The 22782-nt window shown below is 71.1% G+C and carries 26 protein-coding genes; 7 read left to right on the top strand and 19 right to left on the bottom strand.

The window, feature by feature from the left end:
• Positions 1-99: 99 nt before the first annotated feature.
• Positions 100-1566: a malate dehydrogenase (quinone) gene (gene mqo / locus AMO33_RS28305; RefSeq protein WP_050768308.1), complete on the bottom strand. Its 1467-nt coding sequence runs from the start codon at positions 1564-1566 to the stop codon at positions 100-102.
• 316 nt (positions 1567-1882) lie between these two features.
• Between mqo and AMO33_RS28300 the strand changes: the two genes are divergently transcribed.
• Positions 1883-2923, top strand: a complete 1041-nt coding sequence (locus AMO33_RS28300) for an alpha/beta hydrolase (RefSeq protein ID WP_011210620.1) — start codon at positions 1883-1885, stop codon at positions 2921-2923.
• On the opposite strand, the gene AMO33_RS28295 is transcribed toward AMO33_RS28300, so the two are convergent.
• Genes AMO33_RS28295 through map form a run of 3 tightly spaced genes read right to left on the bottom strand, consistent with a single transcriptional unit; the run spans position 2903 to position 5970 of the window.
• The gene (locus AMO33_RS28295; protein WP_011210621.1) at positions 2903-3466 is read right to left on the bottom strand and encodes a hypothetical protein; all 564 of its coding nucleotides are present in this window, start codon (positions 3464-3466) and stop codon (positions 2903-2905) included. The genes AMO33_RS28300 and AMO33_RS28295 overlap by 21 nt on opposite strands.
• A gap of 58 nt (positions 3467-3524) precedes the next feature.
• A complete protein-coding gene (locus AMO33_RS28290; RefSeq protein ID WP_060594864.1) occupies positions 3525-5087 on the bottom strand; it encodes a cobyric acid synthase in 1563 nt (520 codons plus the stop codon).
• A gap of 19 nt (positions 5088-5106) precedes the next feature.
• Positions 5107-5970: a type I methionyl aminopeptidase gene (map, locus tag AMO33_RS28285; protein WP_011210623.1), complete on the bottom strand. Its 864-nt coding sequence runs from the start codon at positions 5968-5970 to the stop codon at positions 5107-5109.
• Positions 5971-6138: 168 nt separating this feature from the next.
• Between map and AMO33_RS28280 the strand changes: the two genes are divergently transcribed.
• Entirely contained in the window at positions 6139-6945 is an 807-nt protein-coding gene (locus AMO33_RS28280; protein ID WP_011210624.1) for an SDR family NAD(P)-dependent oxidoreductase, read from the top strand.
• A 90-nt stretch (positions 6946-7035) separates the two neighbouring features.
• On the opposite strand, the gene AMO33_RS28275 is transcribed toward AMO33_RS28280, so the two are convergent.
• A complete protein-coding gene (locus AMO33_RS28275) occupies positions 7036-8742 on the bottom strand; it encodes a 3-ketosteroid-delta-1-dehydrogenase (RefSeq protein ID WP_060594863.1) in 1707 nt (568 codons plus the stop codon).
• 201 nt (positions 8743-8943) lie between these two features.
• Here AMO33_RS28275 and AMO33_RS28270 point away from each other — a divergent pair, with 201 nt between their 5' ends.
• Both AMO33_RS28270 and AMO33_RS31805 read left to right on the top strand, forming a co-directional pair.
• Positions 8944-9291 carry a hypothetical protein gene (locus AMO33_RS28270; RefSeq protein WP_060594862.1) on the top strand — a complete coding sequence of 116 codons (348 nt, stop codon included), beginning with the start codon at positions 8944-8946 and terminating at the stop codon, positions 9289-9291.
• Positions 9284-9460, top strand: coding sequence for a hypothetical protein (locus AMO33_RS31805; RefSeq protein WP_159005419.1), 177 nt, complete (start codon positions 9284-9286; stop codon positions 9458-9460). Before AMO33_RS28270 ends, AMO33_RS31805 begins: the two co-directional genes overlap by 8 nt.
• Here the strand turns inward: AMO33_RS31805 and AMO33_RS28265 are convergent.
• From AMO33_RS28265 to AMO33_RS28230, 8 genes are all read right to left on the bottom strand, one after another.
• The gene (locus AMO33_RS28265; protein ID WP_060594861.1) at positions 9457-10323 is read right to left on the bottom strand and encodes an alpha/beta fold hydrolase; all 867 of its coding nucleotides are present in this window, start codon (positions 10321-10323) and stop codon (positions 9457-9459) included. The genes AMO33_RS31805 and AMO33_RS28265 overlap by 4 nt on opposite strands.
• An 82-nt stretch (positions 10324-10405) precedes the next feature.
• Positions 10406-10921, bottom strand: coding sequence for a flavin reductase family protein (locus AMO33_RS28260; protein ID WP_011210629.1), 516 nt, complete (start codon positions 10919-10921; stop codon positions 10406-10408).
• A 70-nt stretch (positions 10922-10991) separates the two neighbouring features.
• On the bottom strand, positions 10992-11957 hold the full coding sequence (locus tag AMO33_RS28255; RefSeq protein ID WP_041561232.1) for an alpha/beta hydrolase: 966 nt from the start codon (positions 11955-11957) through the stop codon (positions 10992-10994).
• A gap of 12 nt (positions 11958-11969) precedes the next feature.
• On the bottom strand, positions 11970-13580 hold the full coding sequence (locus AMO33_RS28250; RefSeq protein ID WP_011210631.1) for a flavin-containing monooxygenase: 1611 nt from the start codon (positions 13578-13580) through the stop codon (positions 11970-11972).
• Complete coding sequence (locus AMO33_RS28245) at positions 13577-14530, bottom strand: VOC family protein (protein WP_011210632.1); 954 nt, start codon at positions 14528-14530, stop codon at positions 13577-13579. The genes AMO33_RS28250 and AMO33_RS28245 overlap by 4 nt, the downstream gene beginning before the upstream one ends.
• Positions 14531-14615: 85 nt before the next feature.
• On the bottom strand, positions 14616-15698 hold the full coding sequence (locus tag AMO33_RS28240) for a ferredoxin--NADP reductase (protein WP_062954123.1): 1083 nt from the start codon (positions 15696-15698) through the stop codon (positions 14616-14618).
• A 152-nt stretch (positions 15699-15850) separates the two neighbouring features.
• Positions 15851-16111, bottom strand: coding sequence for a metal-sensitive transcriptional regulator (locus AMO33_RS28235; protein WP_041560309.1), 261 nt, complete (start codon positions 16109-16111; stop codon positions 15851-15853).
• Positions 16095-16514 carry a DUF302 domain-containing protein gene (locus tag AMO33_RS28230; protein WP_011210635.1) on the bottom strand — a complete coding sequence of 140 codons (420 nt, stop codon included), beginning with the start codon at positions 16512-16514 and terminating at the stop codon, positions 16095-16097. Before AMO33_RS28230 ends, AMO33_RS28235 begins: the two co-directional genes overlap by 17 nt.
• A gap of 95 nt (positions 16515-16609) precedes the next feature.
• On the opposite strand from AMO33_RS28230, the gene AMO33_RS32135 reads away from it, so the two are divergent.
• Positions 16610-16747 carry a hypothetical protein gene (locus AMO33_RS32135; protein ID WP_167547544.1) on the top strand — a complete coding sequence of 46 codons (138 nt, stop codon included), beginning with the start codon at positions 16610-16612 and terminating at the stop codon, positions 16745-16747.
• A gap of 87 nt (positions 16748-16834) precedes the next feature.
• The gene (locus AMO33_RS28225; RefSeq protein WP_060594859.1) at positions 16835-17845 is read left to right on the top strand and encodes an LLM class flavin-dependent oxidoreductase; all 1011 of its coding nucleotides are present in this window, start codon (positions 16835-16837) and stop codon (positions 17843-17845) included.
• 45 nt (positions 17846-17890) lie between these two features.
• Here the strand turns inward: AMO33_RS28225 and AMO33_RS28220 are convergent, their stop codons facing one another.
• Positions 17891-18367 (bottom strand): hypothetical protein, encoded by a 477-nt coding sequence (locus AMO33_RS28220; RefSeq protein WP_060594858.1) that lies wholly within the window; start codon positions 18365-18367, stop codon positions 17891-17893.
• 145 nt (positions 18368-18512) lie between these two features.
• Between AMO33_RS28220 and AMO33_RS28215 the strand changes: the two genes are divergently transcribed.
• Complete coding sequence (locus tag AMO33_RS28215) at positions 18513-19109, top strand: DUF4126 domain-containing protein (RefSeq protein WP_060594857.1); 597 nt, start codon at positions 18513-18515, stop codon at positions 19107-19109.
• A gap of 210 nt (positions 19110-19319) precedes the next feature.
• Here AMO33_RS28215 and AMO33_RS28210 read toward each other — a convergent pair whose 3' ends face one another.
• The 5 genes from AMO33_RS28210 to AMO33_RS28200 form a co-directional block, all read right to left on the bottom strand.
• On the bottom strand, positions 19320-19679 hold the full coding sequence (locus AMO33_RS28210; protein ID WP_041561235.1) for a DUF4254 domain-containing protein: 360 nt from the start codon (positions 19677-19679) through the stop codon (positions 19320-19322).
• An 80-nt stretch (positions 19680-19759) separates the two neighbouring features.
• Positions 19760-19981, bottom strand: a complete 222-nt coding sequence (locus tag AMO33_RS32375) for a hypothetical protein (RefSeq protein ID WP_170916163.1) — start codon at positions 19979-19981, stop codon at positions 19760-19762.
• A gap of 90 nt (positions 19982-20071) precedes the next feature.
• Positions 20072-21304, bottom strand: coding sequence for a helix-turn-helix domain-containing protein (locus tag AMO33_RS28205; RefSeq protein ID WP_011210641.1), 1233 nt, complete (start codon positions 21302-21304; stop codon positions 20072-20074).
• A 106-nt stretch (positions 21305-21410) separates the two neighbouring features.
• Positions 21411-21569 carry a hypothetical protein gene (locus tag AMO33_RS31800; protein ID WP_159005421.1) on the bottom strand — a complete coding sequence of 53 codons (159 nt, stop codon included), beginning with the start codon at positions 21567-21569 and terminating at the stop codon, positions 21411-21413.
• A 37-nt stretch (positions 21570-21606) separates the two neighbouring features.
• The gene (locus AMO33_RS28200) at positions 21607-22776 is read right to left on the bottom strand and encodes a zinc-dependent alcohol dehydrogenase (RefSeq protein WP_060594856.1); all 1170 of its coding nucleotides are present in this window, start codon (positions 22774-22776) and stop codon (positions 21607-21609) included.
• Positions 22777-22782 lie beyond the last annotated feature (6 nt).

The raw sequence follows: 22782 nt of genomic DNA, 5'->3' as shown, positions 1-22782 counted from the left end.
GCCACATCTGCGGCGCGCTGCGCGGTCGCACAGCGCGCCGTCGCCGGGCTCCGAGCAGGTCACGGCCGTACGGCAGACGGCGCGGACGGCTCGGACGGCTCAGACGGCGGAACCGACCCCGGCCGCCTGCGGCGTGTTCGACTCCGACAGGTGCAGCGCCTTGGTCGTCCAGTCCCACACCTCGTGGAACAGGGCCTTGTCCTCGGACAGCTTCACCCCGAGCGAGGGGATCATCTCGCGCAGTCGCGGGGTCCAGTCGGCGTATTCGCGCGGGAAGCAGCGCTGCAACACGTCCAGCATGGCGGTGACGCAGGTGGACGCGCCCGGCGAGGCGCCGAGCAGACCGGCGATGGTGCCGTCCTGGGCCGCGATGACGGCGGTGCCCAGCTCCAGCACCCCACCCACGCCCTTGCGGCGGATGATCTGCACGCGCTGGCCCGCGGTGATGAGTTCCCAGTCGCGGCCGTTGGCGCGCGGGATGAACTCCTCCATCGTGTAGACCTTGCCCGCCTGCGACTTGAGCAGCTCCGAGACCAGGTACTTCACCAGCGACAACTCGGTGACGCCGACGCCGAGCATGGGCGCGATGTTGCCGGGGCGCACCGACTTGAACAGGTCGGCGTTGCTGCCGTCCTTGAGGAACTTCGGGGTCCAGCCCGCGTAGGGGCCGAACAGCAGGCCGGGCTTGCCGTTGATGACGCGGGTGTCCAGGTGCGGCACCGACATCGGCGGCGCGCCCACGGCGGCCTTGCCGTAGACCTTGGCTTCGTGCTTGTCGATCAGCTCGGGGTTGGTGCAGCGCAGGAACTGGCCGCTGACCGGGAACCCGGCGAAGCCCTTGATCTCCTTGATGCCGGACTTCTGCAGCAGCGGCAGCGCGCCGCCACCCGCGCCGACGAAGACGAACTTGGCCGAGATGGTGCGGGTCCGGCGGGTACGGGTGTTGCGCACGGTGACCGTCCAGCTGCCGTCGGACTCCTTGGACAGGTTGCGCACCTCGTGGCCGAAGGCCAGGTCCGCGCCGGTGGCGCCGAGGTAGGCGAGCAGTTCCTTGGTGAGCGAACCGAAGTCGATGTCGGTGCCGCCGTCGGTCCAGTTCAGCGCGATCGGGTCGGAGAAGTCGCGGCCCTTGGCCATCAGCGGCAGCCTGCGGCTGAACTCGTCGGGGCTGTCGATGAACTCCATGCCCTCGAACAGCGGGTGCGGCGCGAGCGCGTCGTAGCGCTTGCGTAGGTACTGCACGTCGTCGGCGCCGTGCACGAAGCTGACGTGCGGGATGGGGTTGATGAAGCGGGACGGATCACCGAGGATGCCGTTCTCCACCGCGTAGGCCCAGAACTGCCGCGAGACCTGAAAGCGCTCGTTGATGTCGATCGCCTTGCTCACGTCCACCGAGCCGTCGGGGCGCTGCGGGCTGTAGTTGAGCTCGCACAGTGCCGAGTGGCCGGTGCCCGCGTTGTTCCACGGGTCGCTGCTCTCGGCGGCGGCGGCGTCGAGTCGCTCGAACAACGAGATCGACCACTCCGGCTGGAGCCGGCGGAGCAGCGCGCCGAGGGTGGCACTCATGATTCCGGCACCGATGAGTACCACATCGGTCTTTTCAGTCCTGGCAGCGTTCGGCACGGGTAGATCGACTTCCTTGTCACTGTCTGGCGCGGCCACCGTGGCCTGCCTGGGTTGTAACGAGCCTGGCGTGACTCGGCGGGGGTAGGTTACCCGCCGTTCACCTGAGGCCAATTGTGCACCTCATCTCCTGCGATCCCGGCAGCGGACCCGGTGAATGTGACAAAGATTCCTCCTGCGCCGCTGGTCGTGTGGGGTCTACTTTCCTGGGTAGCGCTGGCCTAGATTGGCTCTCGTGACGAAAGAATCCTCCGCGGGCGTGTCCGATATCACTGCGGCGAGCGGGGCGCGGTGGCGGCCGGACGTCCTTGGCGCGGACTACGAACAGCACACCATCGAGCTGGGCGCCGACCCCGACGGGGAAGGTGACATCGCGGCGACGCTGGTGCGGCACGTGCCGGGCTCGGCAAGCGAGGCCACCGACTGCGCCGTGCTCTACGTGCACGGGTTCACCGACTACTTCTTCCAACGCCACCTCGCCGAGCACTTCGCCGCGCGGGGGCACCGGTTCTATGCGCTTGACCTGCGCAAGTGCGGCCGCTCGCTGCGCTCCGGCCAGAGCCCGCACTACGTCACCGACCTGGCCTTCTATGACGCCGAACTGGACGAGGCGCTGCGCATCGTGCGCGCCGAGACGGGCGCGCCGGTGCTGCTGGTCGCGCACTCCACCGGCGGGTTGATCGTGCCGCTGTGGCTGGACCGGCGCAATCGGGCCGGGGGCACCGCCGCCGCCGGCGTGATCGGGCTGGTGCTCAACAGCCCCTGGTTCGATCTGCAGGGGCCCTCGTACTACCGCACCATCGGCACGCCGCTGATCGACGCGCTCGGCCGGTTCCGGGCCACCTCCCGGCTGCCCGGCGCGGGGATCAGCACCTACGGCGACAGCCTGCACAAGAGCGTGGCCGGGGAATGGGACTACAACCTGGACTGGAAGCCGCTGGCCGGTGCGCCGGTGCGGTTCGGCTGGCTGCGCGCGATCCGGCGCGGGCACTTCCGGCTGCACCAGGGCCTGGACGTGGGGGTGCCCTCGCTGATCCTGCGCTCACGGCTGACGAAGTTCCTGCGCAAGTACGGTCCCGCCGCCGACGTGGCCGACACGGTGCTCGATGTCAAGCAGATCCAGCGCTGGTCGGGCTGCCTGGGCGACCGCACCAACATCGTGCCGATCGACGGCGCCCGCCACGACGTGTTCCTGTCGTCGGAGCAGCCGCGGGCGCAGGCGTTCGCCGAGCTGGACCGGTGGCTGGACTGGCTCGCCGAATACCGGCGCGCGGCGGCCTCACCAGAGACTGGTGCGTAGCACGATCTCGGTGGCCATTTCGTGGTCGGCCTCGGTGGCGACATTGTCGACGTCGACCTCCACCACCCGGAATTCGCCGTAGACGTGGCGGCCGGAGGCGTCGGCCACCGGCCGCGGCAGCCCCTTGGTGACCAGCACGGTCACCGGCAGTTCCAGCGGGCGGCAGTGGGTGTCGGCGACGGTGCCGTCCGGGCCGGGGACGGCGGGGTGGGCGCGGTCGGCGACGACGAGGCTGATGAACCGTCCGAACGGGCCCGAGCACAGCTGCCAGCCGATCTCGGCGCCCGCGCCACGCCCGGCGACGTGCGCGTACGGGACACCGAGGGCGTCGAGCAGGGCATGCACATCGGCGGGTTCGAGGCCCTCGACCGACTCCACCGCGAGCGTGCGCAGATCCGAGGTCGTCAGCCGGGCCACCACCTGGTCGAACACGTCGACCGGGTCGCCCACGTCGGGCAGCAGCAGCACCGTGTGTCGCGTTTCGGGGCCGTCGACGCGGACGGTGAACGTCCGGTCGCCGACCGTGATCCGGCGAGACTCCATGTCGAGACGGTACACCGGCGCGGGGTGGCGTCGAAGGGGTCGCGTCACACCGATGCCGCTACGCCTGCCCGACGGTGAGCACCGGGAGCCCGGTGGGCGCACCATCGGTGAGGATCCGCTCGAGCGCGTCCTGATCGAGGTGCTTCTCGACCAGATCGGCGAGCAGGTCCAGTTGTCCGGCGCGCACGGCGGCCACCGAGGTGTCGGGCGCCACCTGGAAGCCGTGGCGACCGGCGCGCGCGGCGACCTCCCGCAACCAGGCGCGGCGGAACCCGTCGCTCTCCAACAGCCCGTGCACGTGGGTGCCCCAGGCCCCGCCCGTCACGGACCCTTCCGGCGACAGCGGCACGGCGTCCTCGCCCCCGTCGACCGCCGCCTCCGGTGCGTCGACGAGCCCGAGCCACGGCGCATCGCCGGACCGGCGCACCCGGCCGTGGTGGATCTCGTACCCGCGCACCGGGTTTCCCGCGCCCACCCCGGTCACCCGCCGCAGCACCTTCGGCGCGGCGAACTCGGTCTCCAGGTCGAACACGCCCAGCCCGGCGACCTCGCCCGCCCCGGACTCGACCTCGTCCACGATGCGCCGCCCGAGCATCTGGTACCCGCCGCAGATCGCGAGCACCGGCCGGCCCGCGGCCACCCGCGCCCGTAACGCCTCGCCGAGACCGGTGCGGCGCAACCACGCCAGATCCGAGACGGTCGACTTGCTGCCGGGCACCACGACGAGATCGGCGTCGGCGAGCCGGGAGGGCTCGCTCACCCAGCGCACCGCGACGCCGGGTTCGCAGGCCAGCGCCTCCACGTCGGTGGAGTTGGAGATGCGCGGCAACCGCACCGCCGCGACCGTCAGCCACTCGGTCCCCACCGGCGGGCGCGGCCGGCCGACCGGCGCGTCGGCGACGGTGCCGAGCGAATCCTCGGCGTCCAGCCACAGCTCCTCGGCAAACGGCAGGACGCCGAGAGTGGGCCTGCCGGTGAGTTCGGCGAGCCGGTCGAGCCCGGGCCGTAACAGGTCGACGTCGCCGCGGAACTTGTTGACCACGAAGCCGGCGATCAACCGCTGGTCGTCGGGCTCGAGCACGGCCACGGTGCCGAACAGGTGGGCCAGCACGCCGCCGCGGTCGATGTCGCCGACGACGAGCACCGGCAGGTCCGCGGCGCGGGCCAGCCCCATGTTCGCCAGATCGGTGGCGCGCAGGTTGATCTCCGCGGGCGAACCGGCGCCCTCGCAGAGCACCACGTCGAATTCGGCCCGCAGCGAAGCCAATTCGGCGGCGACGACCTCGCGCAGGGCGGTGCGGTGGCGGAAGTAGTCGGCGGCGCCGACGGTGTCGACGGCCTGACCGCGCACCACCAGTTGCGAGCGCCGGTCGCTGCCGGGTTTCAACAACACCGGGTTGAACCGCACGCTGGGTTCGAGCCCGCACGCGCGGGCCTGCAACGCCTGGGCGCGGCCGATCTCCCCGCCGTCGAGGGTGACCACGGAGTTGTTGGACATGTTCTGCGCCTTGAACGGCGCCACCCGCACGCCACGGCGCGCCAGCATCCGGCACAGCCCGGCCACCACCACGCTCTTTCCCGCGTCGGAGGTGGTGCCCGCGACCAGCAGCGCGCCCTTCACCGGCGGTGTCCGGCCGCGGTCACGGCAGAGTGAGCACTTCCGCGCCGGTCTCGGTGACGACCAGCGTGTGCTCGAACTGCGCGGTCCACTTGCGGTCCTTGGTCACCACGGTCCAGCCGTCGTCCCAGATCTCGTAGTCGATGCCGCCGAGGTTGATCATCGGCTCGATGGTGAAGGTCATCCCGGGCTCGATGACGGTCTCCACCGCGGGCTGGTCGTAGTGCAGGATCACCAGGCCGTTGTGGAAGGTGGGGCCGACGCCGTGCCCGGTGAAGTCGCGCACCACGCCGTAGCCGAAACGGTTGGCGTAGGCCTCGATGACCCGCCCGATGACGTTGAGCGCCCGGCCCGGCCGCACCGCCTTGATGGCCCGGTTGGTGGCCTCCTCGGTGCGCTCGACCAGCAGCCGGACCTCCTCGTCGACGTCGCCGGCCAGGAAGGTCTTGTTGGTGTCGCCGTGCACGCCGTGGATGTAGGCGGTGACGTCGATGTTGACGATGTCGCCGTCCTGGATGACCGTCGAATCCGGGATGCCGTGGCAGATCACCTCGTTCAGCGAGGTGCAGCAGGACTTCGGGAAGCCCTTGTAGCCGAGCGTGGACGGGTAGGCGCCGTGATCGCACATGTACTCGTGCGCGATCCGGTCCAGTTCGTCGGTGGTCACCCCCGGTGCGACGGCCTTACCGGCCTCCTCCAGCGCCTGCGCGGCGATGCGGCAGGCGATCCGCATCTTCTCGATGGTCTCCGGGGTCTGCACCCACGGTTCGCTGCCCTCTTTCGCGGTCTTCTTCCACGCGTACTCCGGTCGCTCGATGGAGCGCGGCACCTCCCGGATCGGGGTCGGTGTGCCGGGAACGAGGGGCTGACGAGTGCGCACGGACATGCCGACAGCCTATCGGCAGCGGCGGTGGTGACGACCGCGGGAAGGCGCCGCGGCGACCCGCTGAGTGAGACACTCGTGTACTCCCGACCAGGTGGCGCGGCATCCTGGGGTGCCGGGCGGCGCCGCATCGGGTGAGCGCCGCCGTCACCAGAACAGGAGCTCACTCGTATGCCCCACCTCCAGCGTTATGACAACCGACGGGTCCTTGTCACCGGGGGCGGCAGCGGCATCGGCCAGGCCACGGTGCTGCGCATCCTTGCCGAGGGTGGCCGTGTCGTCGCCGCGGACATCAGCGAGGCCGGTTTGCAGGACACCGTCGCCAAGGCCGGCGAGCACGCGGAGAACCTGACCACCGTCGTGATGAACATCGCCGACGAGGAGTCGGTGCGGTCCGGTGTCGCCGAGGCGGTGCGGCACCTCGGCGGCCTCGACACGCTGGTCAACGCGGCGGGCGTGCTGCGCTCGGCGCATTTCGAGCAGACCAGCCTGGCCGATTTCGAGCAGGTGCTGCGGATCAACCTGGTGGGCACCTTCCTGGTGACGCGGGAGTCGATCGCGGCACTGCGGGCGGGCACCAGCCCGGCGGTGGTCAATTTCAGCTCCACCTCGGCCGCGTTCGCGCACCCGTACATGTCGGCCTATGCCGCGTCCAAGGCCGGTGTGCAGGCGATGACCCACGCGCTGGCCTCGGAGTTCAGCAAGGAGGGGATCCGCTTCAATTCGGTGCAGCCCGGCTCGATCTCCTCGGGCATGACCGACGGCAGCGGCGCCGCCAAGCAGAGTGTGGGCCCCGGCCTGCCCGCCGACGCCGACTTCGCGCTGTTCGCCAAGGCCTCCCCCGCGCTGCCGCTGCCCGGCGGCGCGATCTTCGCCGGGCCGGACTCGGTGGCCGCGGTGGTGGCCATGCTCGGTTCCCCGGACGCCTATTTCATGACCGGCACCGAGGTGCGCGTCGACGGCGGCTCGCACATGTGATCGCCGTCCCCGGCAACCGAACGCACCAAGGAAGGCCCGCCACCGGATCCGGTGGCGGGCCTTGTCGCTCGGGGACGGCGCAGCCGGTATCTATCCGCCGTCCCCGCGCGTCTGTGCCGCGTGCTGGGCCGCGATGTAGCCGTAGACGAGTCCCTGGCCGATGGTCGCGCCCGCACCGGGGTAGGTGGCGCCGAAGGCGTTGGCGGCGGTGTTGCCGATCGCGTAGAGGCCGTCGATGGCGCTGCCGTCCTCGCGCAGGACCCGCGCGTGTTCGTCGGCGACGACGCCGCCGCAGGTGCCCAGATCGCTGAGGATCATCTTCACCGCGTAGTACGGGGCCTTGGCCAGCGCGGCCAGGTTGGGGTTCGGCGACACCGTCGGGTCGCCGTAGTAGCGGTCGTACGCGCTGGCGCCGCGGTCGAATTCGGTGTCCACACCCGTTCCGGCGAGGTCGTTGAACTGCCGGAAGGTGGCGGTGAAGGTCTCCTCGGGCACCCCCATCGCCCGGGCCAGCGCGGCCGGATCGGCCGCCTTGTGCGCGATGCCCGCCTCGTACCATGACTTCGCCAGCGGCTGGCGCGGGTAGAACTGCCCGGCCAGGATGTAGCTGTTGCGGTAGCGCTGATCGAACACCAGCCACATGTCGGTGACCGGGTCGCCCGCGCGTTCCCTGGCCAGCAGCTGCTGCCCGAAGGACATGTAGTCGACGGCCTCGTTGACGAACCGCTTGCCGGTCTGGTCGACGATGAACGAGCCGGGCAGCGAACGCTCGGCGAGCATCACCGCGGGCGCGGCGCCGGGCAGCGGCGCGAACGCCGGGAACCACCACGCCTGATCCATCGACGCGATGCCCGCGCCGAGCTGCTGGGCGGCCTCGATGGCGTCACCGGTGTTGCCTTCCGCGCCGAGGCTGGCGTGTTCGGGCAGCGCCGGGGACTGGTACTTGCGGCGGGCCGCCATGTCGTGGTCGAAGCCTCCCGCGGCGAGGACGACACCGCGGCGGGCTGTCACGGTGACCTCGCGGTCGCCCTGCACCAGCACGGCACCGGTCACCCGGTCGCCGGTCATGACCAGGCGCACCAGGCTGGTCTCGGTCCAGACCGGGATGCCCGCGCGCAGCACACCGGCGAACAGGCCGGCCGCGAGCGCCTGACCGCCGGCCATGTACTCCCGGCCGATCAGCATGCCGCCGAGGCCGAGGGAGGCGCGTTTGACGATGCGCGGCAGCGCCTTCAGCGGTTTGCGCGCCAGCAGATTCATCCACTTGTAGTCGGCGCCGGTGACCGGCATCGGCACCGGCGCCTCCATGACGCCGGGCCGCAGCCGGGGCCGTTCCGCGCCGAGGACGGAGGCGTCGAACGGACGGCATTCGCAGGTGCGGCCTTCCGCGCGGCCGCCGGGCTGCTCGGGGTGGTAGTCCGAATAGCCCTCGGCCCAGAAGAACCGCATCGGGGTGGTGCGCTCCAGCATGGCGACCGCCGCGGGGCCGTTGTCCAGGAACGCCTGACCGCGCTCGGCGGGCGCCGAATCACCGACCACCGACCGGACATACGTGCCCGCCTCCGCCAGCGCCTGCGCGCCCTGGTCGGGCAGTATCGAGCTGCCCGGAATCCAGAACGCACCGCCCGAACGCGCGGTGGAACCGCCCACGTGGGCGGTCTTCTCGGCGATGACGACCGAGAGTCCGAGTTCGTGTGCGGCCAGCGCGGCCGCCATGCCCGTGCCCGAGCCGACGACCAGCAGATCGACGGTCACATCGTGGGCGGGCGTGCGCGGGGGCATCGTCTTGTTCACCATCAGTTGTTCACCATCAGTTCGGACTCCACTCCGGGGGTCGGGACGCGAGTGGACGTAACGTAGAACGTCGCGGGCGCGCCGCCGCCGCGCGTGTCCATTCAGCGGGAGTATCCGGCGTCCGGTGCGCGGGAGTACCGCGGCGCTCCCGGCCACCGGGAGATCGCCCCGCCGCCCACGCGGTCCCCACCTACGTTCGGGTACATGGACGATCGCACGCTCTACATCATCGACCGGGTGGTGCTGAAACCCGGGACCGCTCGCGCTTTCCTCGACGCCTATCTGACCGGGTACGTGCCCGGGGCGCGCGAGCGGGGGCTGACGCTGGAGCGGATCCTGGTGAGTCCGCCCGTGTGGATCGAGGGCGAGCCGAACACCGTGACCGCCACCTGGACGGTGCGCGGCCCGTCGGAGTGGTGGGCGGCGGCCGTGCGCGGCCGCCACGATCCCGGGCCGGCGCGGTGGTGGGAATCGATGGCGCCGATGATCGCCGAGCGCAGCCGGTCCACGGCCGCGCACCACGAGGATGTGGCGGGGTTGTGCGATGTATGAGGTGACCCGGCCGGTCGCCCGCACCCTGCCGCAGGCGCGCAACGGCGGCGACGTGCGCGCGCACCGCGCGGCCGTCGACAGCTCTCGCCTGCTGCTGTCGCGCGTCGGCAGCTCTCGCGCGCGACCGACGCCGGTGGTCGACGCGGCGCCGGTCGCGGCGGCCGGCTAGCGGCCGAGGAAGGCCAGCACCACGGCCTCCCAGGCGCGCTTCTGCTCGATCATCACCCAGTGCCCGCAGTTGGGGAAGATGTGCACTTCGCCGTTGCGGAGCGTGCGCATCGGGAGCAGCGCCATGTCGACCGGGCTGACCCGGTCGTCACGGCCCCAGGTGACCAGGACCGGGGCGGTGATCCGGCCGAGATTCGCCCACCCCGGGGTGGTGTCGGCGGCGCGCGCCGCCTCGGCCATACGGGCCAGCGCGGCACTGCCGTACATGCGCCGCGAATTCTCCAGCGTGGCCGGGTCGGTCGCCTGCTGCCAGCGCTGCTCGATCAGTTCCTCGGTCACCAGCGACTGGTCGAACACCATCGACCGCAGCCACGCGATCAGCCGTTCCCGGGTGGGGTTGTCGACGAACTCGCCGAGCCGGATGATGCCCTCCCCCGGCTGCGCGCTGAACAACGGGGTCCCGATGCCGCCGATGGTGACCAGGCGCTCCACCCGCTCGGGCGCGGCGATGGCGAAATCGGTGGCGACGAAACCACCCATCGAGTTGCCGATGATGCGCACCTGTTCCAGGCCGAGCCCGTCGAGGAAGGCGCGCACGGCCTGCTGCGCCGACAGCATCGGGTGGACGGCGCCGAAATCGTCACTGACGCCGAACCCGGGGAACTCCAGGACCAACGTCCGGTAGCGCTCGGCGAAGACCGGGACGTTGCCGCCGAAGTTGCGCCATCCGGTGACGCCGGGGCCGGAGCCGTGCAGCAGCAGCAGCGGCGGCCCGTCCCCGCATTCGCGGTAGCGCAACACCCCGTGTTCGGTGGCGAGTTCGCGCAGTTCGGGGACGGCGAGGGTATCGACTGGAGTACTCATGCCCCGAGCCTGCCACCGGAGCGGCGCCCCGCCGGGCCGAATTCCCGGTGACCGGCACAGCTTTCCGCCGGGGCCGCCGGATTCACCGCGGGGTGCCGAGACTGCCGTAGCGGCCGCGGAAGAACACCAGCGGGTCCCGGTCGGTGGCGTGCAGGCTTCGCACCCGGGAGACGACGATGGTGTGGTCACCCGCCTCGTGTTCGGCCTGCGGCTCGGCTTCGATCCAGGCCAGGCACTCGCCGAGCACCGGAGCGCCGAGCGGCGACGGCGTCCAGTCCAGGCCCTGGAACTTGTCGGCGCCGCGAGCCGCCAGTTGGCGGCACACCGGCTCCTGCGCCGCGGCCAGGATGTTGACCACGTACCGCCCCGCCGCGCGCACCCGTGGCCACGATGTGCTCGTCGCGGCCACACAGAACGCGATCAGCGGCGGGTCGAGCGAGACCGAGGTGAACGAGTTGGCCGCCAGCCCGGTGGGTTGCCCGGTCTCGGGGTCGATACCGGTGATCGCGACGACGCCGGTGGCGAAATGCCCCAGCACATGCCGCATCAGGGTGGGGTCGAGCTCCGGCAGGTCGGTGCCGGTGAGGGTGTCGGTCATGGGTCACCTTCCAGGAGTGCGGCGCCCGTGCGGGCGTGGGTGTCGCGCGGCCTGACCGTCGGCCGCCGGCTCATGCCGTGCCCTCGCCGACCGCGGGGCGCGGCGAGGCGAGGACCGCGCGCATCATCTGCCAGAGTTCCGCGCGGGCAGGTCCGGTGAGCGAGAGCTTCGGGAAGGTCAGGAACCCGTGGAACAGACCGTCGAAGCGGTGCGCGGTGACCGGCACGCCCGCCGCGGCCAGCCGCCGGGCGTAGTCCTCCCCCGCCGAGCAGGGCGGGTCGAGTTCGGCGGTGACGACCACCGCGGGCGGCAGCCCGGCGAGGCTGTCGGCCCTGGTGGGCACCAGATACGGACTGTCGGTGCCGTGCGGGGCGTACTGCTGCCAGTACCACCGCATGGCCTCGGTGGTGTTGTAGTACCCCGCGCCGTAACGGCGGTAGGACTCGGTGTCGAAGTCGTCGTCGATCACCGGATAGATCAGCACCTGCGCCGCGATCGGCGGGCCGCCCCGGTCGCGCGCGGCCAGGCTCACCGTGGCGGCGAGGTTCCCGCCCGCGCTGTCACCGGCCACCGCGATCCGCTCCGGGTCGCCGCCGAACTCGCCCGCGTGCCGGTGCACCCAGGTCACCGCGGCGTAGAGGTCCTCCATCGCCGCCGGACCGGGGTGCTCGGGCGCGCGGCGGTAGTCGACCGAGACGACCACCGCGTCCACCGCCTGCGCGGTGCTGCGGCAGAACTCGTCGTGGCTGTCCAGATCGCAGAAGACGAATCCGCCGCCGTGGGCGAACACCACCACCGGCCGCAGGGCGTCACCGTGCGGGACGTACACCCGCACCGTGAGATCCCCGCCCGGACCGGGTATCACGTGATCCCGCGCCGTCCGCATGTCCGGCTGACGGGTCAGCGGCGCGCGCCGGGCGGCGATGATCTCGCGGAGTTCGGCGGCCTCGTAGCGGGTGACATCCGGAAACGACTCCAGTGCCGCGAGCATCGCCGCCACGTCGGGGTGCAGATCGGACCGTCGCTGTGCGCCCATCTCGGTCACCCCTCACTCGTCCGCCGCGGCGCCGTCGAGGACGAAGCCCTTGTACCCGGCGGCGGCCACCTCGTCGCAGATCTGGCTGTAGTTGCCGAACCCGCCGATGTAGGGCATGAACACCCGCGGCTTCCCGGGGATGTTGGCGCCCAGATACCAGGAGTTGGCCTGCGGGAACAACGTGGCCGCGGCCTTGGTGTTGCACTCGGCCACCCACTGGTCCACCGCCTCGGCACCGGCCTCGATGGTGGTCACGTTGTGCTCGTCGAGATGATCCAGGCAGCGCGCGATCCAGTCCACGTGCTGCTCGGCCACCAACACCATGTTCGCCAGCACGCTGGGGCTGCCCGGCCCGGCCAGGATGAACATGTTCGGGAAGCCCGCCACCGCCAGGCCCAGGTAGGTGCGCGGGCCTGCCGCCCATTCCTGCCGCAACTCCCGCCCGCCGCGGCCGCGGATGTCGATCCGCAGCAGCGAGCCGGTCATCGCGTCGAACCCGGTCGCGAAGATCAGCATGTCCAACTCGTAGGACCCGCCGCTGGTGCGCACACCGGTCGCGGTGATCTCCTCGATCGGAGTCCGCCGCAGGTTCACCAGGGTGACGTTGTCGCGGTTGTAGGTCTGGAAATAGCCGGTGTCGGTGACGATCCGCTTGGTGCCGATCGGATGGTCGGTCGGGATCAACTGCTCGGCGATCTCCGGGTCGGCCACCATCTCCCGGATCTTGGCCTCGACGTACTCGCGCGCGGTGTCGTTCGCCGCCGGGTTCGTCGTCTGGTCCGGGAACGCCTTGGCGAACAGGTAGCCGCCCCGCTGCCACCACTGGTCGTAGATCCGCCTGCGCTCGGCCTCGTCGACCTCGAGCGCACCCTTGGGATACGGACTGTTCGGCGTGCCGCCCCCGCTGATCCGCGACAATCGCCGCCGCTCCGCGTAATTGGCCTTCACCTCGGCCACGAACTCCGGATCCAACCGCCGGTTGCCCGCCGGGATCGAATAGTTCGGGCTGCGCTGGAACACCACCACCTGCGCGGCCTCCTCGGCGATCACCGGAATCGCCTGGATCCCCGACGATCCGGTGCCGATCACGCCCACGCGCTTGCCGGCGAAACGCACCGGCTCGTGCGGCCACTCACCGGTGTGGTACAGCTCCCCGCCGAAACTGTCTCGGCCGGGGATGTCGGGTTTGTTCGTCGCCGACAACACACCCGTGGCGAGCACGCAGTAGCGGGCCGTCACCGTTCGGCCGGTGTCGGTGGAGACCGTCCACCGCGCCGTCTGTTCGTCGAAGACCGCCGCGGTCACCCGGGTCGAGAACTCGTAGGCCGAGCGCAGATCGTGCCGGTCGGCGACGTGCTCGAGATACCGCAGGATCTCTTCCTGCGTCGCGAACCGCTCCGACCAGGTCCACTCCTGCTGCAACTCCTCGTCGAACGAATACGAGTAGTCGATGCTCTCCACATCGCACCGGGCGCCCGGATACCGGTTGTGGTACCAGGTGCCACCCAGCCCCTCGGCGGACTCGAAGCCCCGCACCCGCATCCCGCGCTGCCGCAGTTTGTACACCGCGTACAGGCCCGAGATCCCGGCTCCGACCACCACGGCATCGAATTCGGTGCTCACGACGCCACTTCCCGCGGCTCGGCGGTCTGCGCGGCGGCCTCCTGCTGCGCCTGCTTCATCTCCCGCATCCACATCCACTCGTGGCCCCAGTAGCTGTCGGCGGTGATCTCCTCGGCGGTGTAGTAGGTCTCGTCGACGAGCTTGCCGCCGGTGCCGTACTCGATGTCCCAGCCGCCGGGCACCCGGACGTAGAAGGAGATCATCTTGTCGTTGGTGTGGCGGCCCAGCGTCGAGGACACCGGGAAGTCGCGCGCCATCACCTGGTCGTAGGCGCGGCCGACCGCGTCCAGTTCGTCGACCTCGACCATCACGTGGATCAGGCCGGGGTCGCGGCCCTCCAGGCTCGGCATGATGGCCAGGCTGTGGTGGCGCTGGTTGACGCCGAGGAACCGGATCCGCTGCGGCGGCGCGTCCGGCGGCGACGGCATCCGGAACGCCCCGCGCGCGAGGAAGCCCAGCGTCTCGGTGTAGAAGGCGAACGACTCGTCGAAGTTGGTCGTGGGCATCACCACATGGCCGAGGCCCTGCTCGCCGGTGACGAAACGCTGGCCCCACTTGGTCAGCACCGGGCTGTGTTCGAGCACGGGCCCGTAGAAGAACTCCAGCGGTGTGCCGCCGGGGTCCTTGGCGCAGATACCCGCCTCGACCTTGCGGCGATCGGCCAGTTCCTGCGACATCTCGGTGTATTCCACCCCCGCGGCCTCCAGGGTGGCCGCCAGCCTGCGCAGCGCGGGCGCGTCCCGCACCTCCCAGCCGACGGCGGTCACCCGGTCCACCTCACCGTGTTCGACGGTGATGCGCGCGGGGCGCTCGTCCATCCGGAAGTGCAGGGCGTCCTCCTCGACGCCGAAGCCGGGGGCGAAACCCAACACCTCGAAACCGAGTTCGCGCCAGCGCTCCATGTCGGTGGCGTACACCCGGACGTAGCCGAGTCCTTTGATTTCGGTCATGGTTGCTCGTGTTTCCTTTCCGAACCGACCGCCGGTGACGTGCCGGAGATGGGGGACGATGGGTTGCTGTCAGTACTCGGGGCGTTCAGTACTCGATGGCGATCTCGTCGGTGACGGGCTCGGCCTGGCAGGCCAGGATGTAGCCGTCGGCGAGGTCGTCCTCGGTGAGGATCTCGTTGTGCGCCAACCGGACCCGGCCGGATTTCAACGTGCACACGCAGGCGCTGCAGGCACCTTCCCGGCACGAGTACGGCGCGTCCACCCCCGCGGCGAGCAGCGCGTCGAGCAGGGTGCGCCCAGCCGCCCACGGCACCCGGCGCTCGTCCCCGTCGATGGCGACGTCCACCTGGCACACCACCTCGCCGCCGTCGCTTCCGTCGGCGGGTTCGGTGTCGGCGGCGAACGGGTCGGCCTGCAACGACAGGAACCGTTCGGAATGCACTCGGGCGCCGGGGAATCCGAGCGTCTCGCACACCTGCGCGGTGAGGTCCATCAGCGGGGCCGGTCCGCAGAGGAAGACGCTGCGGTCGAGGAAGGGCCGCAGCAGGGTCGACAACAACCGGCGGGACGGGTAGCCCTGCACCGACTCGAGCACGTGGATCACCGTGAACCGGTCACCGAAGCGGGCCTCGAGCGCGCGCAGTTCCGCGGCGAAGATCACCGAGGCCTCGTCCCGGTTGGCGTAGATCAGCACGACCTCGCCGGCACCGCCGAACAGGATCGATTTGGCGATCGCGATGACCGGGGTGATGCCGCTGCCCCCGGCCACCAGCACCACCGACTCGTCCAGCGAGCGCGGCGTGAAGGTGCCCGCCGGTGCCAGCACCTCGAGTTCGTCGCCCGCGGCGACGGTGTCACACAGCCAGTTGGAGCCGTGGCCGCCCTCGACCCGCTTCACGGTGAACTTCATGGCGGTGTCGCTGTGCGGCGAACTCGCCAGCGAGTAGCAGCGCCCCGACCCGCTGCCCACGTCCGGCACCCGGACCGTCAGGAACTGACCGGGCCGGTAGCCGAAGGACGCGGCGTGGTCCGGATGCGGCTCCACGACGAACGACCGCGCATCGGCGGTTTCGTCGATCACCTCGACCACGCGAACCACGCGTGCGCGCGAATCCGGCGCAGCCGGGCCCCCGGCAGCCCTGAGGCCGACACTGGTCTCCGCGGTCATCCGCCCTCCTGAGCCCTCTCGAATCGCGACCCGGGGCGTGTGGATCAGGCCCGGGATGCGGGAAGGCTACGGCGGTCAGGGGGGCGGCTGAGCCCGCTCGTCTCGCTGATCGGGACGGCATCTGCTCCAGCGGGCGGGTTCCGGCACCGGCCTCAGGCCAGGGCGAGGAACAGTTTCTCCATCTTCTTCACGTCCACCGAGTCGAGGTCGCCCTCGGCCAGGCAGCGTTGCAGGCCGGTGGCGACCAGGGCGTAGCCGCTGCGGCTGATGGCCTTGTCGACCGCGGCGAGCTGAGTGAGCACGTCCTCGCAGTCGGCGCCCGCCTCCATCATCCGGATGACGGAGGCGAGGTGACCGTGTGCCCGTTTGAGGCGGGTGGTCACCGCCTTCATCTCCTCAGCTTCGAGGCGCATGCCCGGCCTCCGCCTCGGTGAGATCGGCGAGCAGGCCGGTGAGCCGGGTCCTGGCGTCGGCCACGACCTCCGACAGTCCGGGCCGGTCGCTGAGCGAAGTCAGCACATCCGGATCCATCACGGTGACCGCGGTCGCCGATTCGCCCGCGCTGCGGACCACCACATTGCACGGCAGCAGCGCCGCCACCCGCGGATCGGCCTGCACCGCCCGATGGGCGAGCTGGGGGCGGCACGCGCCGAGGATCACCTGCGGCGGGGTCTCGACCCCCAGCTTCGCACGCAGCGTCGCACTCAGATCGATCTCGGTGAGCACGCCGAACCCGGCGTCGGCCAGCCCGGCCCGCACCCGCGCCAGCGTCTGCTCGTACGGCTCGGCCACCGTGGCCTCGAGTGTGAAGTCCATCGGCTGTCTCCTTTCCTCCACCGTCGAGCCTACATCCCCCCAGGGGGATATGCTGCTGACCGAGAATCCCGACCCAGCACCGAAAGGAAATCACCGTGTGCCAGCCGATCCGCTGCTCGACCTGCGGCAAGATCACCTGGACCGGATGCGGTCAGCACGTCGACCAGGTCCGCGCCCAGGTCCCCGCCGACCAGTGGTGCCCGGGCCACCCCGATCCCGGCCGGGCCGAGTGACCGGCGCCGATCCGGCCCGGAATACCGCACCCCGCCGCCCGGTTCAGTCGAGTAGTTGACATAGAAACTTCTCCGAGGGGACACGCCGTGGAACTGGGATTGACAACCTTCGCCGAGCGCTACCCGGTCGGCGACCGCCCGGCCCCGACCGCCGCCGAGCGGCTGCGCCAGGTGGTCGACGAGGCCGTGGCCACCGAGCAGGCCGGCCTGGACGTCTACGGCGTCGGCGAGCACCACCGCGTCGACTTCGCCGCGTCCGCGCCCGCGGTCGTCCTGGCCGCGATCGCCGCGCGCACCGAGCGCATCCGGCTCACCAGCGCGGTCACCGTCCTCAGCTCCGACGACCCGGTCCGCGCCTACCAGCAGTTCGCCACCCTCGACGGACTGTCGAACGGCCGGGCCGAGCTGATGGCGGGTCGCGGCTCGTTCACCGAATCGTTCCCGCTGTTCGGCTACGACCTAGCCGACTACGACGAACTCTTCGAGGAGAAGCTGGACCTGCTGTTGCGGCTGCGCGAGGACGGGCCGGTCACCTGGTCGGGCAAGTTCCGGCCGCCGCTGCGCAGCACGATCGTGTACCCGCGCACCGAGGGCAGGCCGTTGCCGGTGTGGATCGCGGTGGGCGGCAGTCCCGAATCGGTGATCCGCGCGGGGCTGCTCGGCCTGCCGCTCGCGCTCGCCATCATCGGCGGCGAACCCGCGCGGTTCAAGCCGCTGGTGGAGCTCTATCACCGCGCGTTGGCCGAGGGTGGACACGAGCGGCAGCCGGTGGCGGTGCACGCGCACGGCTACGTCGCCGACACCGAGGAACAGGCGGTCGCCGACTTCTACGACTCCTACGCGGTGGCGATGAGCAGGCTCGGCCGCGAACGCGGCTGGGGCGCGATGACCAGGGCGCACTTCGACCAGTTGCGCGCACCGGCGGGCTCCCTGGTCCTCGGCGATCCCGAGCAGGTGACGGAGAAGATCGCCGGCATCCGCGACACCCTCGGGCTGGACCGCTTCATGCTGCACACCAGCGTCGGCACGCTACCGCCGGAGAAGGTGCGGCACACCATCGAGCTGCTGGGCGAGAAGGTCGCGCCGCACCTGCGGTGACCTGCGGCTTGGCGCGGCAACCGCAGGCGACGGGGTCGTCCGCGATCAGGCGTCACCGTCGCGGTCGGCGCCGCCCCGGTCACCCGCGTTCCGGTCGATCCGGCGTGGCCGGATCCGGCGCGGGGCGGGGGGCTTGCCGCTCGCGCGTTTCCGCTGCCAGGCGTGCAGCTCGACGAGTTCGCCGCCGCGCTCGGCCTTACCCGGCTCCGCCGCGGACCCGACCGGCCCGTCCGCCCCGGCCTGCCACGCCCCGGTCTCGGCCTGCAGTTCCGAGCGCAGCACCGGCCGGGTCGGCGGGGGATCGCCCGGTGCGTTGTCCCGCCAGGGCTTGTCCCGGCGTCCCGCGGGTTCCTCGACCACCCGCCGCGGCTGCCGCGGCAGCCGAACGACCGTGGACGGCTCCTCCGCGCCGCGCGCCGGGTCGTTCCTCGCGGGCTTCAATTCGTCCAGTTTGCGGCGCAGCTGATCGCGCACCGTGCGCTTTCCCGCCTCCGGCGGTCCGGGTGCTTCCCTGTCCGTCATGGTGCGGGCAGCCGGCGGCCACGGCACCGGTCGGTCGGGCTGGTCACGTCACTCACCCCTGCATTGTCCCCCGAGTGGGCGTGTCCGGTCACGGCCGTGTCGCCGCGCACGGCCGGACGGCACGATTCGCCACTACCATCGCAGGGTGTCACTGCTCCCCCTGATCTTCACCGCGGGCTGGGCCAGCGGGATCAACGCCTACGCGGTGGTGCTGTTGCTCGGGCTGTTCGGCGTCACCGGCCTGTCCGACGAGGTGCCCGCGGGCCTGCAACGCGCCGATGTGCTGATCGCGGCGGCGGTGCTGTTCGCGATCGAGGCGGTGGCCGACAAGATCCCCTACCTGGACTCCTTCTGGGATTCCCTGCACACGGTCGTGCGTCCGGCGGCGGGCGCGGTGGTCGCCGCGCTCATCGCGGGCTCCGACGAATCGCTCACGCAACTGGCCGCCGCCGCGGTGGGCGGTACCACGGCGCTGGTGAGTCACCTGGTCAAGGCCGGTCTCCGGATGGCGATCAACACCTCACCGGAACCCGCCAGCAACATCGTCACCAGCGCCGCCGAGGACGTCGGGGTGGCGGCGGTGATCACGCTGGCGATCTTCCATCCGCTGGCCGCGGCGCTCGTGGCGGCACTGCTGCTGCTGATCGGGCTGACGGTGGTCGTCCTGCTGGCCGGGCGGATCCGCCGGTACCGGCGGCGGTGGCGCGAGCGGCGGGAGCGCCGGACGCTGCCGACGGCCTGAGGGCCTGAGGCCATGGGGAGGGCAGCCCCTGGGGAGGGCATAAGGGCTCTTGCTGAGCGTCGGGAGAAGGACGGCGCGGCGCGGGCCGGGCGTACCGCGCCGGTCGACGCGGTACGCCGGGCGAGACGCGCCGTTGCGCCCGCCGTCCCTGCGCCTGCGACGCGGCAGGCCCGGCGGATCGCGCGGTGACCTCGATGCGGGTCGCCCGGGCTACCGGCCGGGGAGGCGGCGACGGCCGCCCGCCACGTCGGTGACCAGATCAGTGTAGCCGTCGACGAGTTCGGCCAGGTGATACCAGTGTTTATGGGTGGTGTCGCTGCGCGGGCCCGCACTGTCGATGGCCTGGTTGGCATCGACCCAGCTACGCGCCATCCGGTCCACCACGGCGCCCAGGCTCTCGGTGTGCAGGGCGGCGTCTGGCCGGTGCACCGGCACCTCGTGCGCGATCCACTCGTCGATGTCGTCGACCAGTTCGCTACGACGGCAGTCGATTTCGGCGAGCAGGTGGGCGTCGGCCAGTTGGGCGCGGCGCGCGTGCAGCTCGGCGAGGGCGTGCGCGGAGCGCAACAGCTCCCGATCCTCGAACCGCCTGCCCTGGAAGGCGCTCAGCAGCTGTGGCGCCGTCGGCAGCACCCCTATCGTCGGTGCGCTCATCCCCGCGCCCCCGCATCCGCCACGGTCATCGCAAATCTCGGCATGATCGGCTTCTCGATTCGATTGTCCGGCGTTCCGGGCGCCGCCGCCGCTGGAGCGGCGACACCGGCTAGCTGGATCATGCGCGTGCAGATGCAAGAACGCAACGCCGAACGCAATAGTGCGTTCGGATCCATGCACGGCACCGCGCGGGCGGGCCGGACGAAAACCGTGGTCATGCGGCCGGAAGCCGCGAGCGACTCGCACGACATGCCGAAGGGTATGTGTAAGAGGGCTTTCCAGCGCGGGTCGGTGCTGTGGACGATGGATCAGCCGCGCAGGGCTGTGTGCAGGCGGGCGGCGGCCACCGCCCGACGGGCGTCGTCGCGCGGGAGCAGCGCCAGCGCGTGCTCGTGCACCTCGATGTCGTCGGGGGCGCGCTCGCCGAAGCGCAGCGCGTGTTCGGGTTCGAGGCTCGCCAGGACGGCGGTGCGCACGCCCACCTCGAGATGCTCGCGCCATTCGACGATGCCCGGCGCCTCCGAATCCGGCAGCAGCGGGCCCTGGTACAGCCGCACCGCCGAGGCGGTGTCGCCGGTGCGCAGCGCGGCGAGCAGTTCGACGGCGTCGCAGGCCAGCGGCGCCGACAACTGGTAGACCCGGCTGGTGATCTCCTCGCCGGTGACGCGGCGCAGATGCGAGACGTCGGCCTTCACCGTGGTCAGGGTGGCCGGACGATCGCCGTAGATGGCCCACTGCAGCCGTTCGGGGGTGAAGCCCTCCGGCTCCAGCGCCAGCAGCGTGAGGATCTCGAGCTGCCGCGGCCGCAGCCGCACCGGCCGGCCCTCGCGCACCAACCGGCCCGCACCGAGACAGGTCAACCGCACCGTGTCGGGTGCGGACGCCATCGGCAGCCGTGCCTCGATCGCGCTCACCAGCGTGCGCACGGTGGACAACACCAGCGGATGCGCGCGGTCCCAGGTGGAGGACAGGTCCAGCACGCCGAGTTTGCGCCCGTCGGGGCTCTTGATCGGTGCGCTGTAGCAGACCCAGCCGTGCAGCGCCGCGACCAGGTGCTCGGCGGAGAACACGGTGCTCGGCCTGCCGGTGCGCAGCGACAGCGACAGGGCGTTGGTGCCCATGTGTGTCTCGTCCCAGCAGCCGCCGGGGGCGAAGTTCACCCGTTCGGCGCGGCGGCGCATCACCGGACCGCCGTAGGACCACAGGATGGTGCCGCTCTCGTCGGTGACCGCCGCGACGAACCCGGCGTCGTGGGCGATGTCGTGCAGTTGATCGGCCAGTTCGGTGACGGGCTTGCGCAGCGGTGATTCCAGCCAGCGGGCCCCGATGTCGTCACTACCCGCGTGCGGGGCGCTGTCGCGGGCCGGGTCGACCGTGGCCAGCGAGCGCCGCCACGATTCGGCGACCTCCTCCCGGACCGCGGCGGGCGGCTCGGGGGGCGCGGCGGGTGGCGGTCCCGGCACGCGGCGGGCCCACTCCTGCTCCAACGCAGCTCTGCGCTGCGAGAGCGTGCTGGGTGGTGCCATCTCGCGCTGACTCATCTGCCGGGACTGTCCCACTTCCTTGCTTCCTCGTGACAGTCTTCTTCGTCACAACCGTGCGGGACTTTCTATCATGCCTCACGCGGGCCGTGACGTGCAGACGAACTCAGTCCGGGGGCTCGACGGCGCCCGCCTCCTCGCTCACGTCCTCGGCGTCGGGGACCTCGCGGGAGTCCCCGGCGAGACGATCGTCGAGATCCTCGCGGTCGGCGGGTCGTGCCGCGGAACCGGGACGTTCGGGCTCGGTGTGTTCGGGTTCGGTCATACCGGACGGTTACCCGGGCCGGCCGCGCTCACGCGCCTCACGGCCGGAACACCGCGCGGACACACCCCTCGTCCTTGTTCTTGAACACCTCGTAGCCGCGCGGCCCGTCCTCGAGCGACAGGTCGTGCGTGACGAGGTAGGAGGGATCGAGGTCGCCCTGCAGGATGTGGTCGAACATGCGCGGCACGTACCGCTGCCCGTGCTGCTGGGCGGTGCGGATGGTCAGGCCCTTGTTGGTGACCACGCCCATCGGGAACTTGTCGGTGAGCCCGTAGATGCCGAGCACCGCGACCACACCGCCCTTGCGGCAGGCCAGGATCGCCTCGCGCAGCGGAGTGGCCCGGTCGGTCTCGAGCCGCAGCAACTGCTTGGCGCGGTCGTAGATCTGCTGCAATCCGGCGCCGTGGCCCTCCATGCCGACCGCGTCGATGCAGGCGTCGGGCCCGCGGCCGCCGGTCATCTCCCGCAGCGCCTCCTGGACGCTGTCCACCGCGGTGTAGTCGATGGTCTCGGCGTCGAAGTGCTTGCGCGCCAAGGCGAGTCGCTCCGGGATGCGATCGATCACGACGACCCGGCCCGCACCGAGCAGGCGCGCGGTGTGCCCGGCCATCAGGCCGACGCCGCCGCTGCCCCACACCGCGACGGTGTCGCCGGGGGCGATGTCGCAGAAGTCGGCGCCCATCAGCCCGGTCGGCACCGCGTCGGAGACGAACAGCGCCTGCTCGTCGGTGATGCCCTCGGGCACGACGAAGCTGTTCACATCGCCGAACGGCACCCGGACGTACTCCGCGTGCGAGCCCTGATAGCCGCCGAACGGGTGGGTGTAGCCGTAGATGCCGCCGGTCGGATAACCGAACACCGGTTGTTGCAGTTCGGCGTTGGGGTTGGTGGTGTCGCACAGCGAGTACATGTCGCGGGTGCAGTAGAAGCAGGTGCCGCAGCCGATGAAGGAGGGCACCACCACCCGGTCGCCGACCTTGCGGTCGCGGACCTCCCGGCCGACCTCGACGATCTCGCCCATGAACTCGTGGCCGAACACGTCGCCCGCCCGCATCCCCGGCAGGTAGCCGTCGATGAAGTGCAGGTCGGAGCCGCAGGTGGTGGTCAGTCGCACGCGCACGATCACATCGTGCGGGTTGACCAGCCTGGGGTCCTCCACGGTTTCGACGGCGAGGTCGTTGACGCCGTTCCAGCACAGTGCGCGCATCTCGTC

The sequence above is a fragment of the Nocardia farcinica genome (genome assembly GCF_001182745.1).
GTDB lineage: Bacteria > Actinomycetota > Actinomycetes > Mycobacteriales > Mycobacteriaceae > Nocardia > Nocardia farcinica.
The sequence above is the reverse complement of the archived record's forward strand: the minus strand, read 5'-3'. Positions and strand labels throughout refer to the sequence as shown.

Bases quoted from the DNA above. Each gene is read 5' to 3' on its own strand.
- mqo (WP_050768308.1), bottom strand. From the start codon at position 1,566: ATGAGTGCCACCCTCGGCGCGCTGCTCCGCCGGCTCCAGCCGGAGTGG.
- AMO33_RS28295 (WP_011210621.1), bottom strand. From the start codon at position 3,466: ATGGAGTCTCGCCGGATCACGGTCGGCGACCGGACGTTCACCGTCCGC.
- map (WP_011210623.1), bottom strand. From the start codon at position 5,970: ATGTCCGTGCGCACTCGTCAGCCCCTCGTTCCCGGCACACCGACCCCG.
- AMO33_RS28280 (WP_011210624.1), top strand. From the start codon at position 6,139: ATGCCCCACCTCCAGCGTTATGACAACCGACGGGTCCTTGTCACCGGG.
- AMO33_RS28275 (WP_060594863.1), bottom strand. From the start codon at position 8,742: ATGGTGAACAAGACGATGCCCCCGCGCACGCCCGCCCACGATGTGACC.
- AMO33_RS28270 (WP_060594862.1), top strand. From the start codon at position 8,944: ATGGACGATCGCACGCTCTACATCATCGACCGGGTGGTGCTGAAACCC.
- AMO33_RS31805 (WP_159005419.1), top strand. From the start codon at position 9,284: ATGTATGAGGTGACCCGGCCGGTCGCCCGCACCCTGCCGCAGGCGCGC.
- AMO33_RS28265 (WP_060594861.1), bottom strand. From the start codon at position 10,323: ATGAGTACTCCAGTCGATACCCTCGCCGTCCCCGAACTGCGCGAACTC.
- AMO33_RS28260 (WP_011210629.1), bottom strand. From the start codon at position 10,921: ATGACCGACACCCTCACCGGCACCGACCTGCCGGAGCTCGACCCCACC.
- AMO33_RS28255 (WP_041561232.1), bottom strand. From the start codon at position 11,957: ATGGGCGCACAGCGACGGTCCGATCTGCACCCCGACGTGGCGGCGATG.
- AMO33_RS28245 (WP_011210632.1), bottom strand. From the start codon at position 14,530: ATGACCGAAATCAAAGGACTCGGCTACGTCCGGGTGTACGCCACCGAC.
- AMO33_RS28240 (WP_062954123.1), bottom strand. From the start codon at position 15,698: ATGACCGCGGAGACCAGTGTCGGCCTCAGGGCTGCCGGGGGCCCGGCT.
- AMO33_RS28235 (WP_041560309.1), bottom strand. From the start codon at position 16,111: ATGCGCCTCGAAGCTGAGGAGATGAAGGCGGTGACCACCCGCCTCAAA.
- AMO33_RS28230 (WP_011210635.1), bottom strand. From the start codon at position 16,514: ATGGACTTCACACTCGAGGCCACGGTGGCCGAGCCGTACGAGCAGACG.
- AMO33_RS28220 (WP_060594858.1), bottom strand. From the start codon at position 18,367: ATGACGGACAGGGAAGCACCCGGACCGCCGGAGGCGGGAAAGCGCACG.
- AMO33_RS32375 (WP_170916163.1), bottom strand. From the start codon at position 19,981: ATGACCACGGTTTTCGTCCGGCCCGCCCGCGCGGTGCCGTGCATGGAT.
- AMO33_RS28205 (WP_011210641.1), bottom strand. From the start codon at position 21,304: ATGAGTCAGCGCGAGATGGCACCACCCAGCACGCTCTCGCAGCGCAGA.
- AMO33_RS31800 (WP_159005421.1), bottom strand. From the start codon at position 21,569: ATGACCGAACCCGAACACACCGAGCCCGAACGTCCCGGTTCCGCGGCA.
- AMO33_RS28200 (WP_060594856.1), bottom strand. From the start codon at position 22,776: ATGCGCGCACTGTGCTGGAACGGCGTCAACGACCTCGCCGTCGAAACC.